The organism is Methylobacterium sp. AC690, from assembly GCF_979256535.1.
The window spans coordinates 165,832-188,737 of record NZ_CEEDOX010000006.1 but is presented as its reverse complement, the minus strand read 5'-3'; the positions used below and the strand labels follow the sequence as shown (position 1 = coordinate 188,737).

Annotated in this window: 22 protein-coding genes and 1 tRNA gene; 17 read left to right on the top strand and 6 right to left on the bottom strand. The window is 69.8% G+C overall.

Annotation, left to right across the window (positions count from 1 at the left end; genetic code table 11):
• Positions 1-135 precede the first annotated feature (135 nt).
• Genes AC0IY1_RS09335 through AC0IY1_RS09320 form a run of 4 tightly spaced genes read left to right on the top strand, consistent with a single transcriptional unit; the run spans position 136 to position 3,587 of the window.
• Entirely contained in the window at positions 136-828 is a 693-nt protein-coding gene (locus tag AC0IY1_RS09335) for a Crp/Fnr family transcriptional regulator (protein ID WP_055952878.1), read from the top strand.
• 16 nt (positions 829-844) lie between these two features.
• Entirely contained in the window at positions 845-1,927 is a 1,083-nt protein-coding gene (locus AC0IY1_RS09330) for an ABC transporter ATP-binding protein (RefSeq protein ID WP_471769085.1), read from the top strand.
• 2 nt (positions 1,928-1,929) lie between these two features.
• Positions 1,930-2,817 (top strand): ABC transporter permease, encoded by an 888-nt coding sequence (locus AC0IY1_RS09325; protein WP_471769083.1) that lies wholly within the window; start codon positions 1,930-1,932, stop codon positions 2,815-2,817.
• Positions 2,814-3,587, top strand: coding sequence for an ABC transporter permease subunit (locus AC0IY1_RS09320; protein ID WP_471769082.1), 774 nt, complete (start codon positions 2,814-2,816; stop codon positions 3,585-3,587). Before AC0IY1_RS09325 ends, AC0IY1_RS09320 begins: the two co-directional genes overlap by 4 nt.
• Positions 3,588-3,712: 125 nt before the next feature.
• Here AC0IY1_RS09320 and AC0IY1_RS09315 read toward each other — a convergent pair whose 3' ends face one another.
• Positions 3,713-5,587 (bottom strand): AsmA family protein, encoded by a 1,875-nt coding sequence (locus tag AC0IY1_RS09315; protein ID WP_471769081.1) that lies wholly within the window; start codon positions 5,585-5,587, stop codon positions 3,713-3,715.
• 393 nt (positions 5,588-5,980) lie between these two features.
• On the opposite strand from AC0IY1_RS09315, the gene AC0IY1_RS09310 reads away from it, so the two are divergent.
• The 4 genes from AC0IY1_RS09310 to AC0IY1_RS09295 all read left to right on the top strand — a co-directional run bounded on the left by AC0IY1_RS09310 (position 5,981) and on the right by AC0IY1_RS09295 (position 8,220).
• Complete coding sequence (locus AC0IY1_RS09310) at positions 5,981-6,709, top strand: CoA transferase subunit A (RefSeq protein ID WP_055952892.1); 729 nt, start codon at positions 5,981-5,983, stop codon at positions 6,707-6,709.
• Positions 6,710-6,732: 23 nt separating this feature from the next.
• Complete coding sequence (locus AC0IY1_RS09305; RefSeq protein WP_055952895.1) at positions 6,733-7,392, top strand: 3-oxoacid CoA-transferase subunit B; 660 nt, start codon at positions 6,733-6,735, stop codon at positions 7,390-7,392.
• A 144-nt stretch (positions 7,393-7,536) separates the two neighbouring features.
• A complete protein-coding gene (locus AC0IY1_RS09300) occupies positions 7,537-7,710 on the top strand; it encodes a hypothetical protein (RefSeq protein ID WP_181017288.1) in 174 nt (57 codons plus the stop codon).
• A gap of 222 nt (positions 7,711-7,932) precedes the next feature.
• Positions 7,933-8,220, top strand: coding sequence for a hypothetical protein (locus AC0IY1_RS09295; RefSeq protein WP_055952899.1), 288 nt, complete (start codon positions 7,933-7,935; stop codon positions 8,218-8,220).
• A 92-nt stretch (positions 8,221-8,312) separates the two neighbouring features.
• On the opposite strand, the gene AC0IY1_RS09290 is transcribed toward AC0IY1_RS09295, so the two are convergent.
• On the bottom strand, positions 8,313-8,807 hold the full coding sequence (locus AC0IY1_RS09290; RefSeq protein ID WP_471769078.1) for an HD domain-containing protein: 495 nt from the start codon (positions 8,805-8,807) through the stop codon (positions 8,313-8,315).
• A gap of 210 nt (positions 8,808-9,017) precedes the next feature.
• Between AC0IY1_RS09290 and AC0IY1_RS09285 the strand changes: the two genes are divergently transcribed.
• Positions 9,018-9,431: a hypothetical protein gene (locus tag AC0IY1_RS09285; RefSeq protein WP_055952905.1), complete on the top strand. Its 414-nt coding sequence runs from the start codon at positions 9,018-9,020 to the stop codon at positions 9,429-9,431.
• Between the two features lie 369 nt (positions 9,432-9,800).
• On the top strand, positions 9,801-10,154 hold the full coding sequence (locus tag AC0IY1_RS09280; RefSeq protein ID WP_056378552.1) for a DUF3140 domain-containing protein: 354 nt from the start codon (positions 9,801-9,803) through the stop codon (positions 10,152-10,154).
• Between the two features lie 77 nt (positions 10,155-10,231).
• Here AC0IY1_RS09280 and AC0IY1_RS09275 read toward each other — a convergent pair.
• Positions 10,232-10,307: transfer RNA gene (locus AC0IY1_RS09275), tRNA-Ala, on the bottom strand.
• Between the two features lie 121 nt (positions 10,308-10,428).
• Between AC0IY1_RS09275 and AC0IY1_RS09270 the strand changes: the two genes are divergently transcribed.
• Both AC0IY1_RS09270 and AC0IY1_RS09265 read left to right on the top strand, forming a co-directional pair.
• Positions 10,429-10,731 carry a YggT family protein gene (locus AC0IY1_RS09270; RefSeq protein ID WP_055952911.1) on the top strand — a complete coding sequence of 101 codons (303 nt, stop codon included), beginning with the start codon at positions 10,429-10,431 and terminating at the stop codon, positions 10,729-10,731.
• A gap of 92 nt (positions 10,732-10,823) precedes the next feature.
• On the top strand, positions 10,824-11,870 hold the full coding sequence (locus AC0IY1_RS09265) for a MaoC family dehydratase (protein WP_471769076.1): 1,047 nt from the start codon (positions 10,824-10,826) through the stop codon (positions 11,868-11,870).
• A 107-nt stretch (positions 11,871-11,977) separates the two neighbouring features.
• On the opposite strand, the gene AC0IY1_RS09260 is transcribed toward AC0IY1_RS09265, so the two are convergent.
• Positions 11,978-12,787 carry a class I SAM-dependent methyltransferase gene (locus AC0IY1_RS09260; RefSeq protein ID WP_471769074.1) on the bottom strand — a complete coding sequence of 270 codons (810 nt, stop codon included), beginning with the start codon at positions 12,785-12,787 and terminating at the stop codon, positions 11,978-11,980.
• Positions 12,788-13,384: 597 nt separating this feature from the next.
• On the opposite strand from AC0IY1_RS09260, the gene AC0IY1_RS09255 reads away from it, so the two are divergent.
• Complete coding sequence (locus tag AC0IY1_RS09255) at positions 13,385-15,478, top strand: TonB-dependent receptor (protein ID WP_244477315.1); 2,094 nt, start codon at positions 13,385-13,387, stop codon at positions 15,476-15,478.
• A gap of 128 nt (positions 15,479-15,606) precedes the next feature.
• Positions 15,607-15,819, top strand: coding sequence for a DUF4287 domain-containing protein (locus AC0IY1_RS09250; protein ID WP_471769073.1), 213 nt, complete (start codon positions 15,607-15,609; stop codon positions 15,817-15,819).
• Between the two features lie 67 nt (positions 15,820-15,886).
• Here the strand turns inward: AC0IY1_RS09250 and AC0IY1_RS09245 are convergent, their stop codons facing one another.
• Both AC0IY1_RS09245 and AC0IY1_RS09240 read right to left on the bottom strand, forming a co-directional pair.
• Positions 15,887-16,687, bottom strand: coding sequence for a TSUP family transporter (locus AC0IY1_RS09245; RefSeq protein ID WP_471769072.1), 801 nt, complete (start codon positions 16,685-16,687; stop codon positions 15,887-15,889).
• 79 nt (positions 16,688-16,766) lie between these two features.
• Positions 16,767-17,339, bottom strand: a complete 573-nt coding sequence (locus tag AC0IY1_RS09240; protein ID WP_055952926.1) for a L,D-transpeptidase — start codon at positions 17,337-17,339, stop codon at positions 16,767-16,769.
• 340 nt (positions 17,340-17,679) lie between these two features.
• Between AC0IY1_RS09240 and AC0IY1_RS09235 the strand changes: the two genes are divergently transcribed.
• The 3 genes from AC0IY1_RS09235 to AC0IY1_RS09225 all read left to right on the top strand — a co-directional run bounded on the left by AC0IY1_RS09235 (position 17,680) and on the right by AC0IY1_RS09225 (position 22,837).
• Entirely contained in the window at positions 17,680-18,021 is a 342-nt protein-coding gene (locus tag AC0IY1_RS09235) for a hypothetical protein (protein ID WP_471769070.1), read from the top strand.
• A gap of 349 nt (positions 18,022-18,370) precedes the next feature.
• The gene (locus AC0IY1_RS09230) at positions 18,371-19,669 is read left to right on the top strand and encodes an efflux RND transporter periplasmic adaptor subunit (RefSeq protein WP_471769161.1); all 1,299 of its coding nucleotides are present in this window, start codon (positions 18,371-18,373) and stop codon (positions 19,667-19,669) included.
• Between the two features lie 3 nt (positions 19,670-19,672).
• On the top strand, positions 19,673-22,837 hold the full coding sequence (locus tag AC0IY1_RS09225; RefSeq protein WP_471769068.1) for a multidrug efflux RND transporter permease subunit: 3,165 nt from the start codon (positions 19,673-19,675) through the stop codon (positions 22,835-22,837).
• The last annotated feature ends 69 nt before the right edge of the window (positions 22,838-22,906 follow it).

Here is a 22,906-nt window from a genome sequence, read left to right as displayed (position 1 = left end):
GCCGCGCCGCGCCGCTGCGCAGGGTTGGCGCAGACCTCGCATCCACGCCTATCGGCAGGCGGGAACATCGGGACAGCTTGACCCAGGAATTGCACGGCGTATCGATCAGGTGCGAAAAACGAGGGGGCAGGACGCGTGACCACAGGACGGCTGACGACCATCCCGTTCTTCAAGGAGCCGGGGATCGAGCTGTCCGTCTACGAGACGCGCTGCCACTGGCGTCGCTTCGACGAGAACGAAGTCCTGGTCGATTACGACGACGTCTCCACCGACGTCTATTTCCTGGCCTCCGGCGAGGTGCGCATCCTCAACCGCTCGCAATCGGGCAAGGAAGTGATTCTCGGCGAGATGCGCGGCGGCGCCTTCTTCGGCGAGCTCGCGGCCCTCGACGGCATCGGCCGCTCGGCCAACGTCACGGCGCTGACCCGTGGCGAGGTCTGCGTCGTGCCCGCGCCCGTGTTCCGGCAGATCATCTTCGCCTCGGAGGCGATCGCCGACCGGCTGTTCCGCCTGTTGGCCAAGCGCGTGCGCGAGCTGAACACCCGCCTGATGGAGCACGCGCTCCTCGACCTGCGCCACCGGCTCTACGCCGAGCTGCTGCGCCTCTCCGTGCCCCGCGCCGGCGGCGACGGCGAGCGGGTGGTGACGCCGCCGCCCTACCACCACGTGCTCGCTGCCCGCATCGGCTGCCGCCGCGAGCAGGTGACGCGGGAATTCACCGTCATGGCCGCCGACGGGCTGATCGACCGCACCCGCGGCGCCCTGGTGATCCGCCGGCCGGACCTCCTCGAAGCCCGCGTCGCCGAAGCGCTGCGCGAGGACAGCTGAGCGTTCGGCCCCCGCGATGGCGTCGACGCATGCGCCCGGTCCGGCCGGCCTGCTGACCTGTGCCGGCCTCGGCAAGCGCTTCGGCGCGCACGCGGCGGTGGCCGACCTCGACCTCACCCTGCAGCCCGGCGAATTCGTCTGCCTGCTCGGGCCCTCGGGCTGCGGCAAGAGCACGCTGCTGCGCCTGATCGCCGGGTTCGAGACCCCGAGCACCGGCACGATCCGCCTCGGCGGCGCCGACATCACCGCAGACCCGCCGCATCGCCGGCCGGTCAACATGATGTTCCAGTCCTACGCCCTGTTCCCGCACTTGAGCGTGGCCGCCAACCTCGCCTACGGCCTCAGCGGCCTCGGGCGCGCGGCGCGCCAGGCGCGGGTGGACGAGCTCCTGCGCCTGGTGCGCCTCGACGGGTTCGGCCCGCGCCGGCCCGACACCCTGTCGGGCGGGCAGCGCCAGCGGGTCGCCCTGGCCCGCGCCCTGGCGCGCGCGCCGCAGGTGCTGCTGCTGGACGAGCCGCTGGGCGCCCTCGACCGCGCCCTGCGCGAGGAGACGCAAGGGGAGCTGCGCGCCCTGCAGCGCCGTCTCGGCACGAGCTTCATCGTGGTCACGCACGACCCGGCCGAGGCCCTGGCGCTGGCCGACCGCATCGGCGTGATGGAGGGCGGTCGCCTCGTGCAGATCGGCGACGGGGCGAGCCTGTACGAGCGCCCGGCCAACCGCTTCGTCGCCGGGCTTCTGGGCGACGTGAACCTGATCCCGGGCCGGGTGCGGGACCGCGATCCCGGCGGCCTCACCCGCCTCGACACGGCGCTCGGGCCCCTGCGCGCCCGCGGTGCGGCCGCGGGGGAGGGGGTGATCGCCGTGCGGCCCGAGCGCATCGCACTGTCGCGCGCCCCGTCCGGGGACGGCCCCGACCTTCCCGGGCAGGTGGTCGAGACGACCTATCTCGGCGATCGCGTCCGGCTCCGGGTCCGCCTCGCCGACGGGACGGTCTGGCGGGTGAGCGCGCCGACCGATGCGGAGGCGCCCGCGGTCGGGGAAACCGTCCACCTGTCCTATCCGCCGGAGCGGGCCTGGCTGATGCCGGCGGCGGGGTGAGCATGAAGCGCCTGCTGCCGGTCCTGCCCGCCCTCTGGCTCGCCGCCTTCGTGCTGCTGCCGGTGATCCTGACCCTGAAGATCAGCCTGTCGACGCCGGCCACGGCCCAGCCGCCCTACCTGCCGGTGCTCGACTGGAGCGCCGGGATCGAGGGCTGGGGCAGCTTCCTCGAAGCCCTCGACTTCACCAATTTCGAGACGCTGGCGAGCGACGCCCTCTACCGCGACGCCGCCCTGTCTTCCGTGACCCTCGCGGCCATCGCCACCGCGATCCTGGCCCTGATCGGCACACCGATCGCCCTGGCGATGGCCCGGGCCCCGGAGCGCTGGCAGCCGCGCCTCGTGGCGCTCCTGATCGTACCGTTCTGGACGAGCTTCCTCATCCGCATCTATGCCTGGATCGCGATCCTGAAGCCCGAGGGCCTGCTCAGCGCCGGGCTGATGAAGCTCGGGCTGATCGCGCGGCCCCTGGAGATCCTGAACAGCCAGGGGGCCGTGCTGATCGGGCTCACCTACGCCTACCTGCCCTTCATGGTGCTGCCGCTCTACGCGGTGCTGACCAAGCTCGACCCGCGCCTGCCCGAGGCGGCGGCCGATCTCGGCGCCGGACCGACGCGGGTGTTCTGGACGGTGACGCTGCCGCTCGCCCGGCCCGGACTGACCGCCGGAGCGCTGCTCTGCTTCGTGCCGATGGTGGGCGAATTCATCATCCCGGACCTGCTCGGCGGCTCGGACACGCTGATGCTCGGGCGCGTCCTGTGGAGCGAGTTCTTCTCCAACCGCGACTGGCCGCTCGCCTCCGCGGTGGCGATCCTCGTCCTCGTCCTGGTGGTCGGGCCGCTGATCCTGTTCCGCGAGGACGAGGCGACTGAGCGCGAGGCCCGCCGGTGAGGGCCCTGGACCGCATCGCCCTGACGTGCGGGCTCGGCTTCCTCTACGCGCCGATCCTGATCCTGGTGATCTACTCCTTCAACGCCTCGGCCCTGGTCACGGTCTGGGGCGGGTTCTCGACCCGCTGGTACGGCGTGCTCGTCGCCGACGTTCCCCTGCGTGAGGCGGCCGGCATCTCCCTGGTGGTGGCGCTGGCCTCGGCCGCCCTCGCCACGGTGTTCGGGACCCTGGCGGCCCTGGCCCTCGATCGGGGCGGGCGCTTTGCCGGCCGCCGGGTCTTCCTGGGCCTGATCTATGCGCCGCTGGTCATGCCGGAGGTGATCACGGGGCTGTCGCTGCTGCTGCTCTTCGTCGGCTTCGGCCTCGATCGCGGCCTCCTCACCCTGGTCGTCGCGCACGCGACCCTCGGCCTGGGCTTCGTGGCGGTGATCGTCGGGGCGCGCCTGCACGGTCTCGACCGGTCGCTCGAGGAGGCGGCGGCCGATCTCGGCGCCGCTCCGGCGCGCGTCTTCGCCACCGTCACCCTGCCGCTGATCGCGCCGTCCCTGGCGGCGGCCTTCCTCCTCGCCTTCACCCTGTCCCTCGACGACCTCGTCATCGCGAGCTTCGTCTCGGGCCCGGGGGCGACGACCCTGCCGATGCGGCTCTACAGTCAGGTCCGCCTTGGGGTGAACCCGGAGATCAACGCGGCCTCGACGCTCCTCGTCGGCACCGTCACCGCCATCGTGCTCACCGCCTCTTGGCTGACCGGGCGCAAAGGTTCGGCCTGAGAGGGGCCTGGCTTCCGATCGGCTTGGCCTGCTGCGCGCTTGAACCGGGACGGGCTTGAACTGGGACGGGCTTGGCCTTCGGAGATTGGGTCCGAGAGGGGCTTGGCTGGCGCGTCGGGTGTGCTCTAGGGCGCGTAGGCCCGGGCACCGGCCGGCAGCGCCAACCCGGCGGCGGGCATGCGCAGGGGGTTTGCCGGAGCCACCGCGCCGCCGCGCAGGTCCGGCACGGCGTCCCGGCCGAGGCTGCGCACGTCGAGTTCGCCGAAGGGCCCGGCGATCCGGAAGCGCATCGGCGGCCGCTTCTCCGATGCCGTCCCCCGTGCGGAGATCTCCGCGAGGGTGTCGCAGCGGCGGTCCGGCAGCGAGACGGTGCCGCGCAGGGAGGCAGCCAGGACGTTCGCCTCCATCGTGCCCTCGGTGATCTCGCCGATGCCGTCGCGGAAGCGCAGGCTCAGGGTCGCGCGCTCGAACGCCGTGCGGCCGACGCGCCGGGCCGGCATCCGGTTGCGCTGGGCCGCCTCGTTCAGGTCGAACCCGATCAGGGTCCCGCCGTCGACCGAGAGGCCGGCATGGCCGTCGAGATGCTGAAGGAGCGCGTACAGGTCGGCGCCCGAGCCCTCGGCCTGGAACTGACCCTGGGCCGTGCCGAGGATCCAGTTCTCCGGGCGCAGGTCGCCCGGGAAGGCCGCGAGGTCGAGCCGGTCGAAGGTGCCCTGGACCTTGGCCTCGGTCACGGCCGCGTCCTTCGGCGCGGTGGCGAGGGCGAGACGGCCCTTGAGGGTTCCGCCCGCCACGGAGGCGCGGCTGAGGGAGGCCTCGATGTTCCCGTCCCGGACCAGGACGCTGGCGGCCAGGTCCTCGGCGAGGAGCGGGCCGAACCGGGCCGCGCCCGCCGAGATCCGCAGGTCGAGGTCGCCGCGGGTATAGGGCGCGAGGGCGAGGGCGCGCAGGCGCCAGTCGGGGGTACCGGCGGGGGCGGCGGTGACGCCGACGGCGCGGAGCAGATCCGCCAGCAGCGGAGCGAGGTTCAGCGTCTCGGCCGCCAGGGTCGCCTGCACGGCCGGCCGGTCGCGTCCGAAGGAGACGGCGCCGGCCCCCTCCAGGCGATTGTCGCCGAAGGAGACCCGCACGTTGGGCAGCAGCAGCTGACGCCCGTTCATCTCGAAATTGCCGGTCAGCCCGAACGCCGCCACGAACGGCGACAGGGCGACGTTGCCCCCGGCCCAGGCGAGGGTCTCCGGCAGGGACCGCGTCTCGAACTGGCCGAGCCCGGTCAGGGTCAGGCCCTCCGCCGCGACGAGGCCGTTGCCCTCGGCCGTCAGACTCCCGGCGGCCCAGCTCGCCGTGAGGGCGAAGGGCGTGGAGCCGCCGTCGAGGAGATCGATCACCCGCAGGCCCGAGACGGCGAACCGCGTCGGCATGGCGCTCCACTGGAAGCTGCCGAAGATCTCGGCCTGGGCGCTCCAGAGCGGCCAGGACAGGGTCAGGTCGAGGTCGCGCGCGGTCTGGGGGGATCCGTCCCGGGGATCGAGCCCCTTGGCGGTGGCGCGCGAGAGGCTGATCCGGCGGGGATGGGAGGCGCCGTCCGCCGCGAGCCGGGCGCCGAGGCGGCGGAGGGGCTCGGACCAGCGGCCGTCGTGGGTATTCGCCGGCAGGTAGACCGTCGCGCCGTCGAGCCCGAGGGTGTTCACCTCGAGGCGCCCCGTCAGCAGGGCCAGCAGGCTCAGCTGGAGGGAGAGGGCGCCGCCCTCCGCCAGGACGGGACCATCCCCGTCGCCCGCGGCGAGGCGGACATCGCGAAAGCCCAGGCGCGGCAGCGGCAGCAGGGTGACCTCGGTCGGCCCCGCCGCGGTCATGGCGAGCCCGTAGGTGCGCGCGAAGTCCCGCGCCACGAAGGCCCGCAGGCGCGGCGTCGCGACCGACCAGGGCAGGCAGGCGGCTGAGAGGGCGACGACGAATGCCGCGAGGCTCATCAGGGACAGGAGGCGGCGCAGAGGCATTCCACTCCATCCGGTGGGTGGGACGCACGGCGGGCCGCACGATCGACGATGGGATGGGCGCGTCCGGCCCCGGCAGCCGCGACGCGCGGAAGAACCGGCGACGCCCTCCTGATAGTCCTCGGCGTCCCGCTTGTCTCCCCGGGCGAGGGCGACGCCCCGGCGCCATCCACCGTGCAGAGCGGCGGAACGCTTCCGCCCGCGAGACAGCCTCGGGTCCGCGCGCCTCCGGAGGGCCCGGGCGACGCCCTCCGGCCGGCCCCGCGCTCAGACCCGGCCCCGGCCGTTCCGCGCGTTGCAAAATGTAACGGCCGCACCGCGACGAGGGGTTGGCAGGACGCCGCTTGTGCGTGACGGTCGCGCCGACCAAGAACAGAACCACACAGGAGGGCATCCATGAAGAAGGTTTATCCCGACGCCACGGCGGCGCTGGCCGGCGTGCTGAAGGACGGCATGATGATCATGTGCGGCGGCTTCGGTCTCTGCGGAATTCCCGATGCCCTGATCGAGGCGATCCGCGCGTCCGGGGTGAAGAACCTCACCGTGGTCTCCAACAATGCCGGCATCGACGGCGTCGGCCTCGGCAAGCTCTTGGAAACCCGCCAGGTCGCCAAGATGATCTCGTCCTATGTGGGTGAGAACAAGGAATTCGCCCGCCAGTACCTCGGCGGCGAACTCGCCATCGAGTTCAACCCGCAGGGCACCCTGGCCGAGCGCATCCGCGCCGGCGGCGCCGGCATCCCGGCCTTCTACACCAAGACCGGCGTCGGCACCCTGATCGCCGAAGGCAAGGACGTGCGCGACTTCGACGGCGAGGACTACGTGCTGGAGCGCGGTCTGTTCGCGGACCTGGCCATCGTCCATGCCTGGAAGGGCGACACCGAGGGCAACCTGATCTACCGGAAGACGGCGCGGAACTTCAATCCGATGATGGCCACCGCCGCCACGATCACCGTGGCGCAGGTGGAGCACCTCGTGCAGCCCGGCGAGATCGACCCCGACACCATCATCACCCCCGGCATCTTCGTGAAGCGCATGGTCCACGTGCCGGAGCGCGAGAAGCGCATCGAGCAGCGCACCACCCGCAAGCGCGGCGAGCCCGCCGTGCCGCCCGCCGCCGTCTGAGAGCCGAGCTAAGGAGAACCATCATGGCCTGGACCCGCGAACAGATGGCCGAGCGCGCCGCACGAGAGCTGCAGGACGGCTTCTACGTGAACCTCGGCATCGGCATCCCGACCCTCGTGTCGAACTACATCCCGGACGGGATGTCGGTGCAGCTGCAATCCGAGAACGGCATGCTCGGCATGGGCCCCTTCCCCTACGAGGGAGAGGAGGATGCCGACCTGATCAATGCCGGTAAGCAGACGATCACCGCGCTGCCCACCACCAGCTACTTCTCCTCGGCCGAATCCTTCGGGATGATCCGGGGCGGGCACATCAACCTGTCGATCCTGGGCGCCATGCAGGTGGCCGAGAACGGCGACCTCGCCAACTGGATGATCCCGGGCAAGATGGTGAAGGGCATGGGCGGCGCCATGGACCTGGTGGCCGGCGTCAAGAAGGTGGTGGTGGTGATGGAGCACACCGCCAAGGGCAAGGACGGCTCGGAGAGCCCGAAGCTGCTCCAGGCCTGCGACCTGCCGCTCACCGGCACCCACGTGGTCGACATGGTCATCACCGATCTCGGCGTCTTCACCATCGACAAGAAGGGCGACGGGGGCATGACCCTGGTCGAGCTGGCCGAGGGGGTCACCGAGGACGAGATCCGCGCCAAGACCACGGCCCGCTTCACCACCCGGCTCGCCTGAACGGCGCGACGGGAGCGGAGCCCCTCCGCGCGAGCCACCGAACCCCGCCCGGCTCCGGCCGCGGCGGGTTTTTGCCAGCCCAAGGGTCCCCGCGGGCCGGCGACGCCCTACCGTAAGGCACAGGCCCACAGGGGAGTGCACGACATGGCAGTGGTATCCAAGACGGTGATGACGGAGGGCAAGGCGGCCAAGCAGGCCGGGCAGCCGGATTCCGCCAATCCCTATCCGGCCGGCTCGCAGAACAGCGCGGACTGGCTCGAGGGCTACACCTACGACGAGGCCGAGCAGAACACCGACCGGGCCGAGAGCGACACCTGAGCGCCGCGCGGGAGCCGGCGGCGCCGGCTCCTGCCTTCGGGCGCGGGCCGTCGGATCGTCGCTGCCTGCAGCCACGACCCTGTGCGAAAGTCGAGACGGCACCCGGGCCGGGCGAGCCACAGGATAGGCTTTGCACGGGCCCCGCATTGATAAAGAATTTGAACAATTGAGCGCAGGTCCGCGTTGGTCGACCAGAGAATGAAAACTGGAGGATACCGCAGCATGTCTATCAAGACCCTCGCCTTCGCCGGCTCGATCGCCCTGGCCCTCACCGGCACCGCCTTCGCGCAGACCGCGACCGGCACCGAGCAGAACATGAACAATCCGGGCAGCGTGAAGAGCAACAGCGAGAAGTCGATGGAGCGCATGGGCGCCCCCGGCACCACGGGCTCGACCATGGCCCCGGCCGGCACCTCCGGCGGTCCGAGCACCGCGACGGTCGGCGCGCCCGGCGGCAGCACCGGCGGCAACGGCGTGACCGGCAGCGGCGCAGCCCCCAGCGGCAAGTAAGCCAGCTTCAAGTGAGCTTGGTCGGGGTCGCCGCGCGGCCCTGACAGGTGAAAGCCCCGCAGCCCCGCTGCGGGGCTTTTTCTCGTGCCCGGCTACGAACCCGTATAGCCGAGCCCCGCAGCCGCGGCCTTGAGGCGGTCGAACGCCTCCGCATAGCGCGCCCGCCGGGCCTCGCCGTCGGGCAACGTCCGGTCGGGGCTCAGATTGTCCTCCGTATCGGACATCTTGATCAGCAGCGCCCCGAGATGCTGCTGGGCGATCAGGGCGGCGATGCGCGCGTCGTACGGCACCGGCGCGGCCGGCTTCGTCAGCATCGCCACCATGGCGATCACCGCCTCGGAGAAGCCCTCGGCCCGCAGGGCGATCGGCGTGGTCGGGGTGTCCTCGAGGACGTCGTGCAGGATCGCGGCCTGCATCACCTCCATCGGATCGATGGCGAGGCGGTCCACCGACTTCGCGTGCCCCGCCCGGCCGACCGAAGCGTTGGCGACGCGCTCCAGGTGGCGGATGTAGGGTTGCCCGCCCTTATCGATCTGCCCCGCATGCGCGATCATCGCGAAGCTGTGGGCCTCGAAGATGGATGCCATGCCGCGCGCTCCTCTCAGGCCGGACCTGCCGGCCCGGTAGACCATTCTGCCGGGCGATCCACAAGCACGGGCGCGCGTCGGGCATTCGGCCCGGAAACGGGACGAGGCCGACCGGTAACGTTAGCTGCCCGTTAAGCGGAACCGTCGAAATCAGGGGATGTGCCGGGGTGTTCGCCCGGCCCTTCGAGTGCAGCGTGAGGACAGTGGCGTATGGGCAGCGTTCCGGCGACGATGGACAATGTGGTCCCCTTCCGACGCACCCTCCGCCCCCAGCCGTCGGCGGCGGCGTCCGCGGCGCCCCGCGGCGGCCTCGCGGCCCGGCGCAGCGAGCAGCGCGCCCTGATGGATTCGGTCTATGCCACGGGCAGTCTCTCCGTGGCGGCGGGCGACCGCGAGACCAAGCTGATCGCGGCCCGGCTCCAGGTCTACGGCTTCGTGCTGATCGAGGAGATCGGCGCCGACGGCCGGCCCCGGCGCCTGCGCCCCTCCGAGGCCATCCGCGCCCGCACCGAGTCGCCCTGGCGCCTCTCGAAGGCGAGCTACGGCGCGGCTGCCGGTCTCGCGGTGACCATCCCGGCCGTCGACGACTTCCTGTTCGACCAGCCCGCCGACCGCCCGGCCTGAGGGGGCCCGGCGATCCTCTGTGGCCGCCGGGAGACATCGGCAATTTCCTCGTCGGAGCCGTAGTTCTGATCATCGAATTCTAAGGCTGGGCGTGAGATGAAGGCTCTCGTTCCACTCCCGGCCATACCGCCATGCTGTCCGCCTCAGAAAACATCGTCATCCAGCACCGTGAGATCGTCGCCGTCCTGGTGACGTACGGGATATTCCTGGCCGGCGTGATGGGCGTGGCTTGGTTGATCGCGTAGGCGCGGCCCGGTTGATCGCGTAGCCGCGGCCCAACGGATCGCCTGAGCGGACGCGCCGTCGCGGGGTCGGAACCGCGCGGGTTTCGCCCCGGTTTTCCGCCCGATCGTTTCGGGAGAGAACCGCATGGCAGACAAGGGCGACGACCACGCCGAGACCTACAAGGCGTTCCACGAGGCCGTGAACATGACGGCGGCCAAGCTCGACGCGTTCCTGGAGACCGACGAGAGCCAGTCGGTCGGCCAGAAGAAGGATGGCGGCGAGGCGACCGGCCATCGCGAGGGGCGGCGCATCGTCGAGCTCCTGCGCACCAAGAAGACTGACCTCACCGACGACGACTACGCGCACATGGCCAAGGTCGTCGGCTACGTGCACCGTCACCTCAAGCAGGGCGGCCCGAAGGAGGCCGACAAGGTGAAGGAGTCCCCCTGGCGCCTGTCGCTGATGAATTGGGGACACGATCCGCTGAAGGACGACTGAGTCCGGCCCGGAGCGGGCTTCGGATCAGGTCGGATCGCGGGTGATCGAACCACCGGCCGTCCCGCGCTGGGGAAACCTGGTGGAGCTGAGCGGGATCGAACCGCTGACCTCCGCAGTGCGATTGCGGCGCTCTCCCATCTGAGCTACAGCCCCGTTCCGGGGTGGCGGCCTTTTAGGCTCGCTCACGCCGACCTGTCAATTCCAGAAATCCTGCAGCTTTGCGTGCGCGTGATGCGTCCCGCGGGCGCGGGCCACGAGGACATCGTTTCCGCGCATGAACGCCTTCATCTGGCTCTTCGACACCGTCGTGCAGCTCTACATCTACGTCCTCATCGCCAGCGCCGTCCTGAGCTGGCTCGTGGCGTTCAACGTGGTGAATGTCCGCAACCCGATCGTGTCGCAGATCGGCGAGGTGCTCTACCGCCTCACCGAGCCGGTGCTGCGCCCGATCCGCAACATCCTGCCCAACCTCGGCGGCGTCGACCTCTCGCCGATCGTGCTCGTGCTGCTGCTGCTGTTCGCGAGCCGCCTGCTCCACGAGTTCGTGCCGGCGCAGACCTACGTCTACACCCGCTAACCGCACAGGCTTTCGAGGGGCGGGACGCAACGACGGCCCGCCCGACATAAAAAACCGACGCGCCACCGCGCCGCCCTGGGGACGAGACCGTCATGAAGACCAATCCCGGCCGCTTCTTCGAGGATTATCGCCTCGGGGAGACCATCCGACACGCCACGCCCCGCACGGTTACCCTCGGCGACGTCGCGCTCTACACCGCCCTCTACGGTCCGCGCTTCGCCGTGCAATCCTCCGACGCCTTCGCGCGCGCTGTCGGCTACCCGCAGAGCCCGCTCGACGACCTCCTCACCTTCCATGTGGTCTTCGGCAAGACCGTGCCGGACATCTCCCTCAACGCGCTGGCCAATCTCGGCTACGCCGAGGGTGGCTTCCGCCGGCCCGTCTATCCGGGCGAGACCCTCTCGACCGTTTCGGAGGTGATCGGCCTCAAGGAAAGCTCGAACCGCCAGACCGGGGTGGTCTACGTGCGCTCCACCGGCTCGGATGCCGAGGGCGAGACCGTGCTGAGCTACTGCCGCTGGGTGCTCGTGAAGAAGCGCGACCCGGACGCGACGATCACCCAGGAGCACGTGCCGACCTTCGCCAAGGTGGTGGACCCGGCCGACCTCGCCGGAGCCCTGCCGCCCCTGAACCCGGGCGCCTACGATTGCGAGCTCGCCGGCTCGCCGCACCGGTTCGGCGACTACGTGGTGGGCGAGCGCATCGACCACGTCGACGGGATGACCGTCGAGGAGGCCGAGCACCAGATCGCCACCCGCCTGTACCAGAACACCGCCAAGGTGCATTTCGACGGCTACGCTGCCAAGGACACCCGCTTCGGCCGCCGGCTGATCTACGGCGGCGTCGTGATCTCGCTGGCCCGGGCCCTGAGCTTCAACGGCCTCGGCAACGCCTTCGCGCTGGCGGGCATCAATGCCGGCCGCCACGTCGCCCCGCTGTTTGCCGGGGATACGGTCTATGCCTGGAGCGAGGTGCTGGAGACCGCCGAACTCCCGGGCCGCAGTGACATCGGGGCCCTTCGGCTGCGCACCGTCGCCACCAAGAACCAGCCCTGCGGCAACCACCCCGACAAGGTCGGGGACGCCTATGACCCGTCGGTGATCCTCGATCTCGACTACTGGGCCTTCATGCCGCGCTGATCCTTCGCTCCCGGCCGGCCCTTCGACACTGGCTGACCCTCCGACCGGACGACCCTTCGGTCCCGGCCCGCCGCGTGACGGGTCGGGCAGGCCAGTAAGGCTGAGGGTTAGCGGCGGATGCCGCGCGTGACCCAGTAGGCGCGCGGCACGCAGATCCCGAGCGGGGTCGCGTATTGGGCATGGAGGGCGATGAAGTCCCGGCGCAGGTCGGCCCGTCGCGCTTCGTCGAGACTGTCGGCCAGGACCTTGGTGGGGCCATAGCCGGTGACGAAACGCTCCCAGGCGGCCTCGGCGCTCGGCTCGCGGAAGAACGAGGTGCCGCTCTCGAAGGCGAGCTCGAAGTCTTGGCCCAGCAGGCCCGTGATCCGCTCCGGATCGCCCCAGTCAAAGGGGGAGGGCGGGGCCGGATCCGATGGCGGCGGCAGATAGGGCTTCATCACCGAGAACATCCGGAACACGGCACCGTCCGGTGTCCACGTGGTGAGGGCGATGCGTCCTCCTCGGCGACAGACCCGCGCCAGTTCCGCCGCGGCGGCCTCGGGACGGCTCGCGAACATCACCCCGAAGGTCGAGACGACCGCGTCGAACGCCCCGTCCGCGAACGGCAGCGCCTCGGCGTCCCCGACCCGGTAGGCGACGTCCAGGCCCTCCGCCCGCGCCTGCTCCGCCGCGAAGGCGATCAGGTCGGCACCCAGATCGACGCCGGTCACCTGCGCCCCGCACCGTGCCACGACGCGGGAGGTCCAGCCCGTGCCCGTCGCCAGGTCGAGCACCCGCTCCCCCGGCTTCGGATCCAGGCGCAGCACGCAATGCGCAATGCTGTCGGCGATGCCACGGCTGATCTCGTTGTAGCGGGCGCCCCCGGCATTCCAGATCCGGGCCGGCTTCGCGTTGTGCGGTTGGATCGCGTCGCTCATGGTGCCTCCGACTCAGTCGGGTCCCCTGCGCAGGATGCCGCATCAAGCACCTGAAAGTCTATGGCACTCGCGCGAAGGACTTCCACGTTGGCGTCGTCGACTGTCGAATACAGTCGGTTTGCCTGACCCGAGACGTCTTCATGACGGGTCGGCAGTCGGCCTGCACCGGACTGTCGCCCCGATGACTTGCGTCGACGATCTGTGCCGATGCTCCGTCCGCAGAGCCACGACGGAAACGTTCAGCCCCGGCGGACGGGGACCGCACCGGCCCCGACGATCCACCTGCAGTTCCGCATTAGAACAATTAGGAATTGTTGCCGCAAAGGCACGGGCGCTGAACCAATTTGTGCCAAGGCTTGATCACTCCGGCGTGATCGACTAACCGCCAGACGTGCCGACGTATCGATCCGAATTTTAGGATCGCTCTAATGTAATCCTCAAGAGTTCGATACGCGATCCGGGCGACAGTACAAGGATTTACCGGTGCGCAAGATCACCTCAGCGCTTTCAGCAACCTCGGCGTATGCTTTGATCGGCGCAACCTCGCTGGTTTTCAGCTCGGCAGGTCTGACGTCGCCTGTCAAAGCGCAAGAATCCGTGCAGCTCGACGAGCTTTCCGTGGCGGGGGCCTCGGCTGGCACGGGGCGTGGCGGGCAGGGAGTCGGGCTCCTGAAGGACCTGCCGGCACCCTATGCCGGGGGTCAGTTCGCACGGGGCGGCTCCCTGGGTGTGCTCGGGACGCGGGATGCGCTGAACACGCCGTTCAGCACCGTCAACTTCACGCAGCAGGTCATCCAGGACCAGCAGGCGCGGACCGTGGCCGACACCCTGGTCAACGACGCGTCGGTCCGCCTGACGACGGCCAGCAACGGCTTCAGCGACACCTTCCAGATCCGCGGCTTCGAGGTTCAGGCGCAGGATGTCGGGTTGAACGGCCTCTACGGCCTAGTCTCGTCCAATCGCGTGGCGGCGCAGTACATCGAACGCATCGAGCTGCTGAAGGGTCCGGGCGCGTTCATGTACGGCATTCCGCCGGGCGGCAGCGTCGGCGGCAGCATCAACATCGTCACGAAACGCGCCCTCGACGTGCCGTTCGTCCAGGTGACGCCGCAATATATCAGCCCCGGTAACTTCGGCGTGCATGTCGATGCCAGCGCCCGCGGCGGCGAGAACAAGGAATGGGGCATCCGCTTCAACGGCCTGGGCCGCGACGGCGAGGCGACGATCCGGGACGGCAACCTGCGGACGGGCCTCGGAGCCCTCTCCCTCGACTATCAGGGCGAGCGCCTGCGCTGGGCCCTCGACGTGATCTCCCAGAACGACGACACCAAGAACTTCCGCCCGCAGATCGGCCTGCAATCGGATATCGCCTTCATCCCGCGCCCGCCGAGCGGCCGCAGCAACTGGTTCCCGGGAACGCAGCTCCAGCAGCGGGACAACACGGTCGCGTCCTTCCTCGAATACGACCTGACGGACTGGCTGACGGCCTATGGCGGGATCGGGTATCGCGCAGGGTCCAATCGACAGACCTTCCCGGACTACCGGGTCTTCGGCTTTCCGAGCGGCGCCGACGTCCTCGGCAATTTCCGACTCGTCAACGCGTTCTACGATTCCTACAGCAGCACCGTCAGCGGCAATGCCGGGCTGAAGGCGCGCTTCGATACCGGCTTCATCAACCATTCGGTGAACCTGGTCTATACCGGGTTCACGCGGGAGGACGGCTTCGCCTACGTGGCGAACTCGGCGGACGAGTCGGTTCCGTCCAACATCTACAGCCCGTCCCCGCTGCCGGTCGTGACGGGTGAGCGGGTCGCACCGCAACGCTATGCCGGGACCACGCTGACCAGCGTCGCGGTCGCCGATACGATGTCGGCCTTCGACGACACCATCCTGCTGACCGCGGGCGTCCGCTACCAGATGGTGAACCAGAAGAGCTACGACACCGTGACCCAGGCGCGGACGAGTGAGTACGACGCGAACGCCACGTCACCGCTCGCCGGCATCGTGTTCAAGCCCTGGAAGAACGTCTCCCTGTACGCGAACTATGCCGAAGGCCTGACGGCCGGCACCATCGTGGGGCCGGGCTACAGCAACGCGGGCGCGATCCTGAGTCCCTACAAGTCGGACCAGCAGGAAGTCGGCATCAAGGTCGACTGGGGCACCATCACGACGACGGCGGCGCTGTTCCAGATCAGCCGTCCGGACCAGGTCCAGACGGCGACCAATGCCCTGGCGTATAACGGCGAACAGCGCAATCAGGGCCTTGAACTGTCGGCCTTCGGGGCGATCGCACCGACCCTGCGCGGGTTCGCGAGCGCAACCTTCCTGCGGCCCGAACTGACCAAGCCGATCGACCCGCTCCAGCGCGGGAACGACGCCGCGGGCGTCCCGGATCTCACCGTCTCCGCCGGTCTTGAATGGGATACGCCCTGGGTGCGGGGCCTCTCCCTCAACGGCCGGGTGCTCTACACCTCTGGCTCGTATCTCACCGGTGCCAACACCGTCCGCTTTCCGGACTGGACGCGGTTCGACCTCGGCTTCCGCTACGCGACGATCCTCGGCGACAGGCCGTTCGTCTTCCGCTTCAACGTCGAGAACGTCGCCGACAACCGATACTGGCTGACGACGGGCACCTTCGTCACGGTCGCTTCACCGCGGACCTTCGTCGTATCCGCCTCCTACACGTTCTGACGGGATCGAATGACCCGGGGACGCGCATCGCGCCCCCGCGCTCGGCCCGCAAGTCGCGGCAAGGGCATCTTGCGGGCCCCGCGTCCCATCTGCAATCGTCGGGCGCTGTCTCCGGAGGATGCGTCGCCATGCCTGCTGAACCGATCAAGGGACCGGCGTCGTATTTCCCGTCGATCGAGAAGCGGTACGGCCGACCCATCGCGGTCTGGCAGCAGCTCGTCCGAGACAGACTTCCGGCCAGGCACATGGACCTCGTCGCGATGCTGAAGGCCGAGCACGGGATGGGCCACGGGCACGCCAACGCGATCGTGGCGCACGTCCTGGCAACGCGGGCCCCGTGAGGCGATCCCGCTTCAAACCGTTCGCCGATCAGGGCGGACGGAGCCGCGCCGACCCCCGCGCCGGGCGTCAGCCCCCGAACAGCCCCATCACCGTCCGGCGCAGCGGGTTGGCCGGATCGGAGAGGAGGCGCAGGGCCATCAGGCAGGCGATGGAGACGAGGAGGGGGCGGATCAGCCGGGCGCCCATGCGGATCGCCAGGCGGGAGCCGATCTGCGCGCCGATGAAGGCGCCCACCGCCATCATCAGGCCGATCGCCCAGACCACGTGGCCGCCCAGCGCGAACAGCGCCAGGCTGCCGAGGTTGCTCGCGGCATTGGCGAGCTTGGTGTGGGCGGTGCCCTTCACCACGCCGAGCCCCAGCAGGGTCACGAACCCGATCATGTAGAAGGCGCCGGCACCGGGACCGAAGACCCCGTCGTAGAAGCCCACGGCCGGCGCCCAGGTCAGGGCGAACCAGTTCGGGGTGATCCGCGCGGTGGCGTCCTCGTTGCTCATGCGCTTGGCGGTCGCGAAGTAGATCGCGATGGCCACCAGCAGGATCGGCACGGCGGCGTCCAGCAGGGCGCGCGGCAGCAGGCTGACGCAGAGGGCGCCCGCCACCGAGGCGCAGCCGGCGCTGAGCGCGATCTTCCAGGCGTCGGGCCAGTGGATCAGGCGGCGGCGCGCGAAGGCCAGGGTCGAGGAGACCGCGCCGGCACTGCCCTGGAGCTTGTTCGTGGCGATCGCCGAGACGGGATCCAGGCCTGAGAGCAGCAGGGCCGGCAGGGTCAGGAGGCCCCCGCCGCCCGCGATCGCGTCGACGCAGCCGGCCGCCACCGCGACCGCGAACAGACCCGCGATCAGGCCGATATCCACCCCGAAGATCATCCCGTCCTCACGTCATGGTCCAGTGAGGGCCGACTGGAGGCGGGATGGAGATCGAGGGGGGAAGCGCCGGACGGACGCCTCAGTTGCGGACGACGACCTTGGTCCCGACCTTGGCGCGGTCGTAGAGATCGACCACGTCCTTGTTGGTCATGCGGATGCAACCCGAGGACACCGCGGCGCCCATGGTCTCCGGCTCGTTCGAGCCGTGGATGCGGTAGAGCGAGGAACCGAGGTAGAGCGCGCGGGCGCCGAGGGGGTTGTCCTGGCCGCCAGCCATGAAGCGCGGCAGGTCGGGACGGCGCGCCAGCATCTGCGACGGCGGACGCCAATCCGGCCATTCCTTCTTCATCGTCACGGTCTTCTCGCCGGACCACGAGAAGCCCTGGCGCCCGACGCCGACCCCGTAGCGCACGGCCTGGCCGCCGCCGAGCACGTAGAACAGCCGGCGCTGGCTGGTCGAGACCACGATGGTGCCGGGCTTCTCCGTGCCCTTCCAGGCGACGGTCTCGCGCGGGATCGCCTGCTCCTTGAAGATGTTCATGAAGTCGGCGATCGGCCCGCTGTCGAACGGGTTTCCGGCGAAGGCCGGTCCGGTCGATACGGTCAGGGCCGCCGCCAGGGCGGATGCGGCGAGAACGCGGCGCGTCTGCATGGTCGTCTCCTCCAGCCGAGAGCCGGCAAAGGGCGGGCGCGAGGGCCCGGCTTTCCCGGAGGCTTATGGTCGGGGGCGCGAGCCTTGGCGTGATGGGGGAGGGGGGTCAACCGCATCAGGACCGAACGCGCCGCCCCTGTGTGATCCCGGCAACGCCCTCGGGCCGGGGGCCACCGGGCGTGCGTCTCAGCACCTGACACAATGCCGCAGGAACTTGCGGCGAAGCCGGCTTACCCCCAGACTCGGTGTGGTGAGACCCAACCCTGACCCTATCGCAGGCGCCGCCAAGGCGACCGCGTGCCTCCCTGGATCGGCCGCGGCCACGGCGGCGCGCCCGGTCGTGCGTGCGGTCGAGGTGGTGGCGTCCGGTCTGCTCGCGCTGCTGCTCCTCGTTTGCGCCGTCCTGCCGCTGCTGCGGACGGCGGGGGACGTGCCACACGGCTTCGCCCGCCAGACCGTGATGTCCCAGGCCGCGCTCCCGGAGAACCGGGACAGCAACCTGCGCGTCTCGGCCGCGATGGCCGACCTCGACGACAGCTACGGCAGCGTCGCGGCCCTGCGGATCCCGCTCGTGACGAAGCACAGGGCGGATCGCCTCGCGATGCCGCGCCTCCTGCCGGCCCCGGCGACGCGCGCGGTCGCCCCCCTCGAGCGCCCTCCCAGACGTACCCGCCCGGCCTGAACGGTCTGCCGCCGTCCGGCGCGCACGGCATTCGACGTCACCTTTTCGCGTTGAATACAACCTGTGTCGTCGGAACGCCCAGATTGTCGGGCATCCCCGGGATCGTCATCGGACGATTCGGACCGGGTCGGAGCGATGCGACCCGCGCTGCGGCAGCGTGGGCGACGCCTCCACACCTATCACCGCCCTCACCGCGCCCGGCCATGCGACATGGTCCGGCGCTTGCCATGGCCCGAACCGCCCGCGGCGGGCCCTGGCCCCTGAACCCGGCGACGCCGGCCCGCGCAACGCGGGCCATCCGCCAGAATCTCGCAGGAGCGACGCGATCGTGACGTCTTTCAACCACCGCCTGTTCGGGGCCCGGCCGACCGCGCTCGCCGCGGGCGTCGTCCTGGTCGCTCTCTCGGCCTGCAATCAGAAGCAGCAGGCGGCGGCGCCGGTTCCGGGACCCATTCCGGAGGTCAACATCGTGACCGTCCACGAGCAGCCGATTCCCTACGTGCGCGATCTGCCGGGCCGCGTTGCGCCGCTGCGCATCGCCGAGGTGCGCTCGCGCGTCTCCGGCCTCGTGGTGAAGCGCACCTTCGAGCAGGGCAGCCTCGTGAAGGAGGGCGACGTCCTCTACAAGATCGACCCGGCGCCGTTCGAGGTCGAGCTCCAGAGCGCGGAAGCCGCGTTGGCCCGGACCGAGGCCGCGCAGGTCCTCGCCGGACAGCAGGCCGATCGCCTGGAACAGCTGCTCTCGCGCCAGACCGCGAGTCAGGCCCAGTACGACGCCGCCTATGCCGGCCTGAAGCAGGCGCAGGCCGAGGTCGCCGGCGCCAAGGCGACGCGCGACCGCGCCAAGCTCAACCTCGGCTACACCGATGTCCGCGCCCCGATCTCGGGTCGCATCGGCCGGGCGCTGCTCACCGAGGGCACCCTGGTGGAGCAGGGCGGCACCGCCAACCTCGCCACCATCCAGCAGCTCGACCCGATCTACGTCGACATCACCCAGTCGGTGGGCGAGCTGAACAAGCTGCGCCGCGACCTCGCCAGCGGCGAGCTCTCGCGTCTCTCGGCCGACACGGCCAACGTCCACCTCATCATGGATGACGGCACGCTCTACGGCTCGGCCGGCAAGCTGCTGTTCTCCGACGTGACGGCCGATCCGAGCACCGGTCAGGTGACCCTGCGCGTGCTGTTCCCCAACCCCCATGACGAGCTCTTCCCCGGCATGTACGTGCGCGCCCGCATCAAGCAGGGCATCGACACCGATGCGCTCGCGGTGCCGCAGCAGGCGATCCAGCGGACCAACGACGGCAAGGCCGAGGTCTGGGTGGTGCGCGACGACAGCAAGGTGATGCTTCAGCCCGTGGAGGTCGGCCCGGTGGTCGACAACCAATGGGTCATCCGCTCGGGCCTGAAGGCCGGCGACCGCGTGGTCGTCGAGGGCGTGCAGAAGATCACCGCCGGGCAGCAGGTGAAGACCGTCGAGCTGAAGGTCGCCACCGCCGATTCCGGGCCGAAGCCCCGCGACACCGACGTTCCGGAGCCCGAGACCACCAAATCGACGGGTGCGCCGAAGCCCGGGGCGCCCAACGCGGCCTCGCCCAAGGCGGCCTCGCCCGATGCGGCCTCCCCCAAGCCCGTGTCGCAGGTGCGCTGAACCATGGCTCGCTTCTTCATCGACCGGCCGGTCTTCGCCTGGGTCGTCGCCCTCTTCATCATCCTGGGCGGCCTGCTCACGATCCCGCAATTGCCGGTGGCGCAGTATCCCGTGATCGCGCCGCCATCCATCGCGCTCTCGACCGCCTATCCAGGCGCCTCGGTGGAGAACCTCTACACCGGCACCACCCGGCTCATCGAGGATGAGCTCAACGGCGCAGCAAACATCCTCAGCTTCGAATCGGCCAGCGACGCTTTCGGCGTGGTCGAGATCACCGCGCAGTTCCAGCCCGGCACCGATTCGAGCCTCGCGGGCGTCGAGGTGCAGAACCGCCTCAAGCGCGTCGAGGCGCGCCTGCCGGCCGAGGTGCGTCAGCAGGGCACCCTGGTGGAGGAAGCCTCCGCCGCGACCCTGCAGATCATCACCCTGGTCTCGCCCGACAAGTCGATGGACGAGATCGCGCTCGGCGACTTCCTCATCCGCAACGTCATCAACGAGATCCGCCGCATCCCCGGCGTCGGGCGCGCGACGCTGTACTCCACCGAGCGCAGCCTGCGCATCTGGATCGATTCCGACAAGCTGCGCGGCCTGTCGCTCAACGCCTCCGACGTGTCGAAGGCGATCTCGAACCAGAACGTCCAGATCGCCTCCGGCGCCGTCGGCGCCATGCCGAGCCCGCAGAGCAACCCGGTCAACTTCCCCATCATCGTGAAGGGCCAGATGACCGCGCCGGAGGAGTTCGGCGCCATCGTGCTGCGCGCCAATTCCGACGGCTCCAACGTGCGCCTGCGCGACGTCGCCCGGATCGAGCTCGGCGGCGAGGACTACAAGTTCACCACCCGCCTCGACGGCGGCGAGGCGGCGGGCATCTCGGTGACGCTGGCGCCGGACGGCAACGCCCTCCAGACCGCCTCCGCCATCCGCGCCAAGATGGAGGAGCTGTCCCAGTTCTTCCCGTCGAACGTGAAGTGGGACATCCCGTACGACATCACCCCGGCGGTCGAGGCCTCCATCGAGAAGGTGCTCCACACCCTCGTCGAGGCGGTGGTGCTGGTGTTCATCGTGATGTTCGTCTTCCTGCAGAACATCCGCTACACGCTGATCCCCACCATCGTGGTCCCGATCGCCCTGATGGGCACCTGCACGGTGATGCTGCTCGCCGGCTTCTCGGTGAACGTGCTCACCATGTTCGGCATGGTGCTGGCCATCGGCATCCTCGTCGACGACGCCATCGTGGTGGTCGAGAACGTCGAGCGCATCATGAACGAGGAGGGCCTCTCCCCGAAGGAGGCCACCCGCAAGGCGATGAGCCAGATCACCGGCGCCATCATCGGCATCACGCTGGTGCTGATCGCGGTGTTCATCCCGATGGCGTTCTTCCCCGGCTCGGTCGGCATCATCTACCGCCAGTTCTCCATCGCCATGGTGACCTCGATCGCCTTCTCGGCGCTGCTGGCCCTGTCGCTGACCCCGGCCCTGTGCGCGACCCTGCTGAAGCCCATCGAGAAGGGCCACGGCCATTCGAAGGGCGGCATCTTCGGCTGGTTCAACCGGGTGGTGGACCGCGAGACCGCCCGCTACGGGCGCGGCGTCGCCGGGCTGATCAAGCGCTCCGGCCGGGTCATGCTGGTCTACCTCGCCCTGGTCATCGGCCTCGGCTACGCCTTCCTCCGCCTGCCGGAGGGCTTCCTGCCGGTGGAGGACCAGGGCTTCTTCACCGTCGACATCCAGACCCCGCCGGGCTCCTCCTTCAACCGCACCGAGGCGGCCGTGAAGAAGGTCGAGGAACACCTTCTCGCCCAGCCCGGCGTGGCGACCGTGACCGTCGTCAACGGCTTCTCGTTCTCGGGCCAGGGACAGGTGACCTCGCAGGCCTTCGTGACCCTGAAGCCCTGGGGCGAGCGCGATGCCGACAACTCGGCGGCCAAGCTGATCGAGGGCACCAACAAGGCGTTGGCGTCCTACAAGGACGCGGTGATCCAGGCCCTCGAGCCGCCGCCGATCGACAATCTCGGCAACGCCTCCGGCTTCAGCTTCCGCCTCCAGGACCGCGCGCAGAAGGGCTACTCCGCCCTGATGGCGGCCCAGGAGCAGTTGCTGTCGCTCGCCCGCAAGAGCCCCGTCCTGCAGAAGGTCTATGTCGAGGGCCTGCCCCCGGCGCCCCAGGCGGAACTCGTCATCGACCGTGAGAAGGCGGCCGCCCTCGGCGTCGACTTCGAGGAGATCAACAACACCATCCAGGTCAATCTCGGCTCGGTCTACACCAACGACTTCCCGAACCGGGGCAAGATGCAGCGCGTGATCGTCCAGGCCGAGGACGCGCAGCGCCTGAAGGCGGCCGACATCCTGAACTACGGGGTGAAGAACGCTTCGGGGACGATGGTGCCGATGTCGTCCTTCGCCGACCTGAAATGGGGCGTCGGCCCGGCCCAGATCATCGGCTTCAACGGCTACCAGTCGGTCCGCATCACCGGCGAGCCGGCCGCCGGCTACACCTCGGGCGATGCGCTCAACGAGATGGAGCGGCTGATGGAGCAGCTCCCGAAGGGGTTCGGCTATGCCTGGACCGGTCAGTCCCTGCAGGAGAAGCAGGCGGGCTCACAGGCCTCGCTGCTGCTCGGCCTGTCGATCCTGATCGTGTTCCTGTGCCTAGCCGCCCTCTACGAGAGCTGGTCGATCCCGTTCTCGGTGCTGCTCGTGATCCCGCTCGGGGTGATCGGCTCGGTGGCGGCGGTGTACCTGCGCGGGATGCCCAACGACGTCTACTTCAAGATCGGCATCATCACGATCATCGGTCTCTCGGCCAAGAACGCGATCCTGATCGTGGAATTCGCCAAGGACCTCTGGAAGCCCGGGACATCGCTGGTGGACGCGACCATCGAGGCGGCGACGCTCCGCTTCCGCCCGATCGTCATGACCTCGCTGGCCTTCATCTTCGGCGTCGTGCCGCTGGCCATCGCCACGGGCGCCGCATCGCGGAGTCAGCAGGCGATCGGCACCGGGGTGCTCGGCGGCATGATCTCGGCCACCGTCCTGGCGGTCCTCTTCGTGCCGGTGTTCTTCGTGGTGGTGATGCGCCTCTTCCGCCGCAAGGACGCCACCGAGGGCATCCAGCCCGCGGCGGAGCCGGGCGCCGTGCACGTGCCCCATCACGCCCCGGCCGAGTAGGCCGGCGCGGCGGGCTCTCCCCCCCGGGGGAGCCCCGTGTCCTTCGAGGGCGGGCGCCGGCGAGACCGG

Coding starts and splice junctions, on each gene's coding strand:
- AC0IY1_RS09330 (WP_471769085.1), top strand. CDS start 845: ATGGCGTCGACGCATGCGCCCGGTCCGGCCGGCCTGCTGACCTGTGCC.
- AC0IY1_RS09325 (WP_471769083.1), top strand. CDS start 1,930: ATGAAGCGCCTGCTGCCGGTCCTGCCCGCCCTCTGGCTCGCCGCCTTC.
- AC0IY1_RS09315 (WP_471769081.1), bottom strand. CDS start 5,587: ATGCCTCTGCGCCGCCTCCTGTCCCTGATGAGCCTCGCGGCATTCGTC.
- AC0IY1_RS09310 (WP_055952892.1), top strand. CDS start 5,981: ATGAAGAAGGTTTATCCCGACGCCACGGCGGCGCTGGCCGGCGTGCTG.
- AC0IY1_RS09305 (WP_055952895.1), top strand. CDS start 6,733: ATGGCCTGGACCCGCGAACAGATGGCCGAGCGCGCCGCACGAGAGCTG.
- AC0IY1_RS09300 (WP_181017288.1), top strand. CDS start 7,537: ATGGCAGTGGTATCCAAGACGGTGATGACGGAGGGCAAGGCGGCCAAG.
- AC0IY1_RS09295 (WP_055952899.1), top strand. CDS start 7,933: ATGTCTATCAAGACCCTCGCCTTCGCCGGCTCGATCGCCCTGGCCCTC.
- AC0IY1_RS09290 (WP_471769078.1), bottom strand. CDS start 8,807: ATGGCATCCATCTTCGAGGCCCACAGCTTCGCGATGATCGCGCATGCG.
- AC0IY1_RS09285 (WP_055952905.1), top strand. CDS start 9,018: ATGGGCAGCGTTCCGGCGACGATGGACAATGTGGTCCCCTTCCGACGC.
- AC0IY1_RS09280 (WP_056378552.1), top strand. CDS start 9,801: ATGGCAGACAAGGGCGACGACCACGCCGAGACCTACAAGGCGTTCCAC.
- AC0IY1_RS09270 (WP_055952911.1), top strand. CDS start 10,429: ATGAACGCCTTCATCTGGCTCTTCGACACCGTCGTGCAGCTCTACATC.
- AC0IY1_RS09265 (WP_471769076.1), top strand. CDS start 10,824: ATGAAGACCAATCCCGGCCGCTTCTTCGAGGATTATCGCCTCGGGGAG.
- AC0IY1_RS09260 (WP_471769074.1), bottom strand. CDS start 12,787: ATGAGCGACGCGATCCAACCGCACAACGCGAAGCCGGCCCGGATCTGG.
- AC0IY1_RS09250 (WP_471769073.1), top strand. CDS start 15,607: ATGCCTGCTGAACCGATCAAGGGACCGGCGTCGTATTTCCCGTCGATC.
- AC0IY1_RS09245 (WP_471769072.1), bottom strand. CDS start 16,687: ATGATCTTCGGGGTGGATATCGGCCTGATCGCGGGTCTGTTCGCGGTC.
- AC0IY1_RS09240 (WP_055952926.1), bottom strand. CDS start 17,339: ATGCAGACGCGCCGCGTTCTCGCCGCATCCGCCCTGGCGGCGGCCCTG.
- AC0IY1_RS09225 (WP_471769068.1), top strand. CDS start 19,673: ATGGCTCGCTTCTTCATCGACCGGCCGGTCTTCGCCTGGGTCGTCGCC.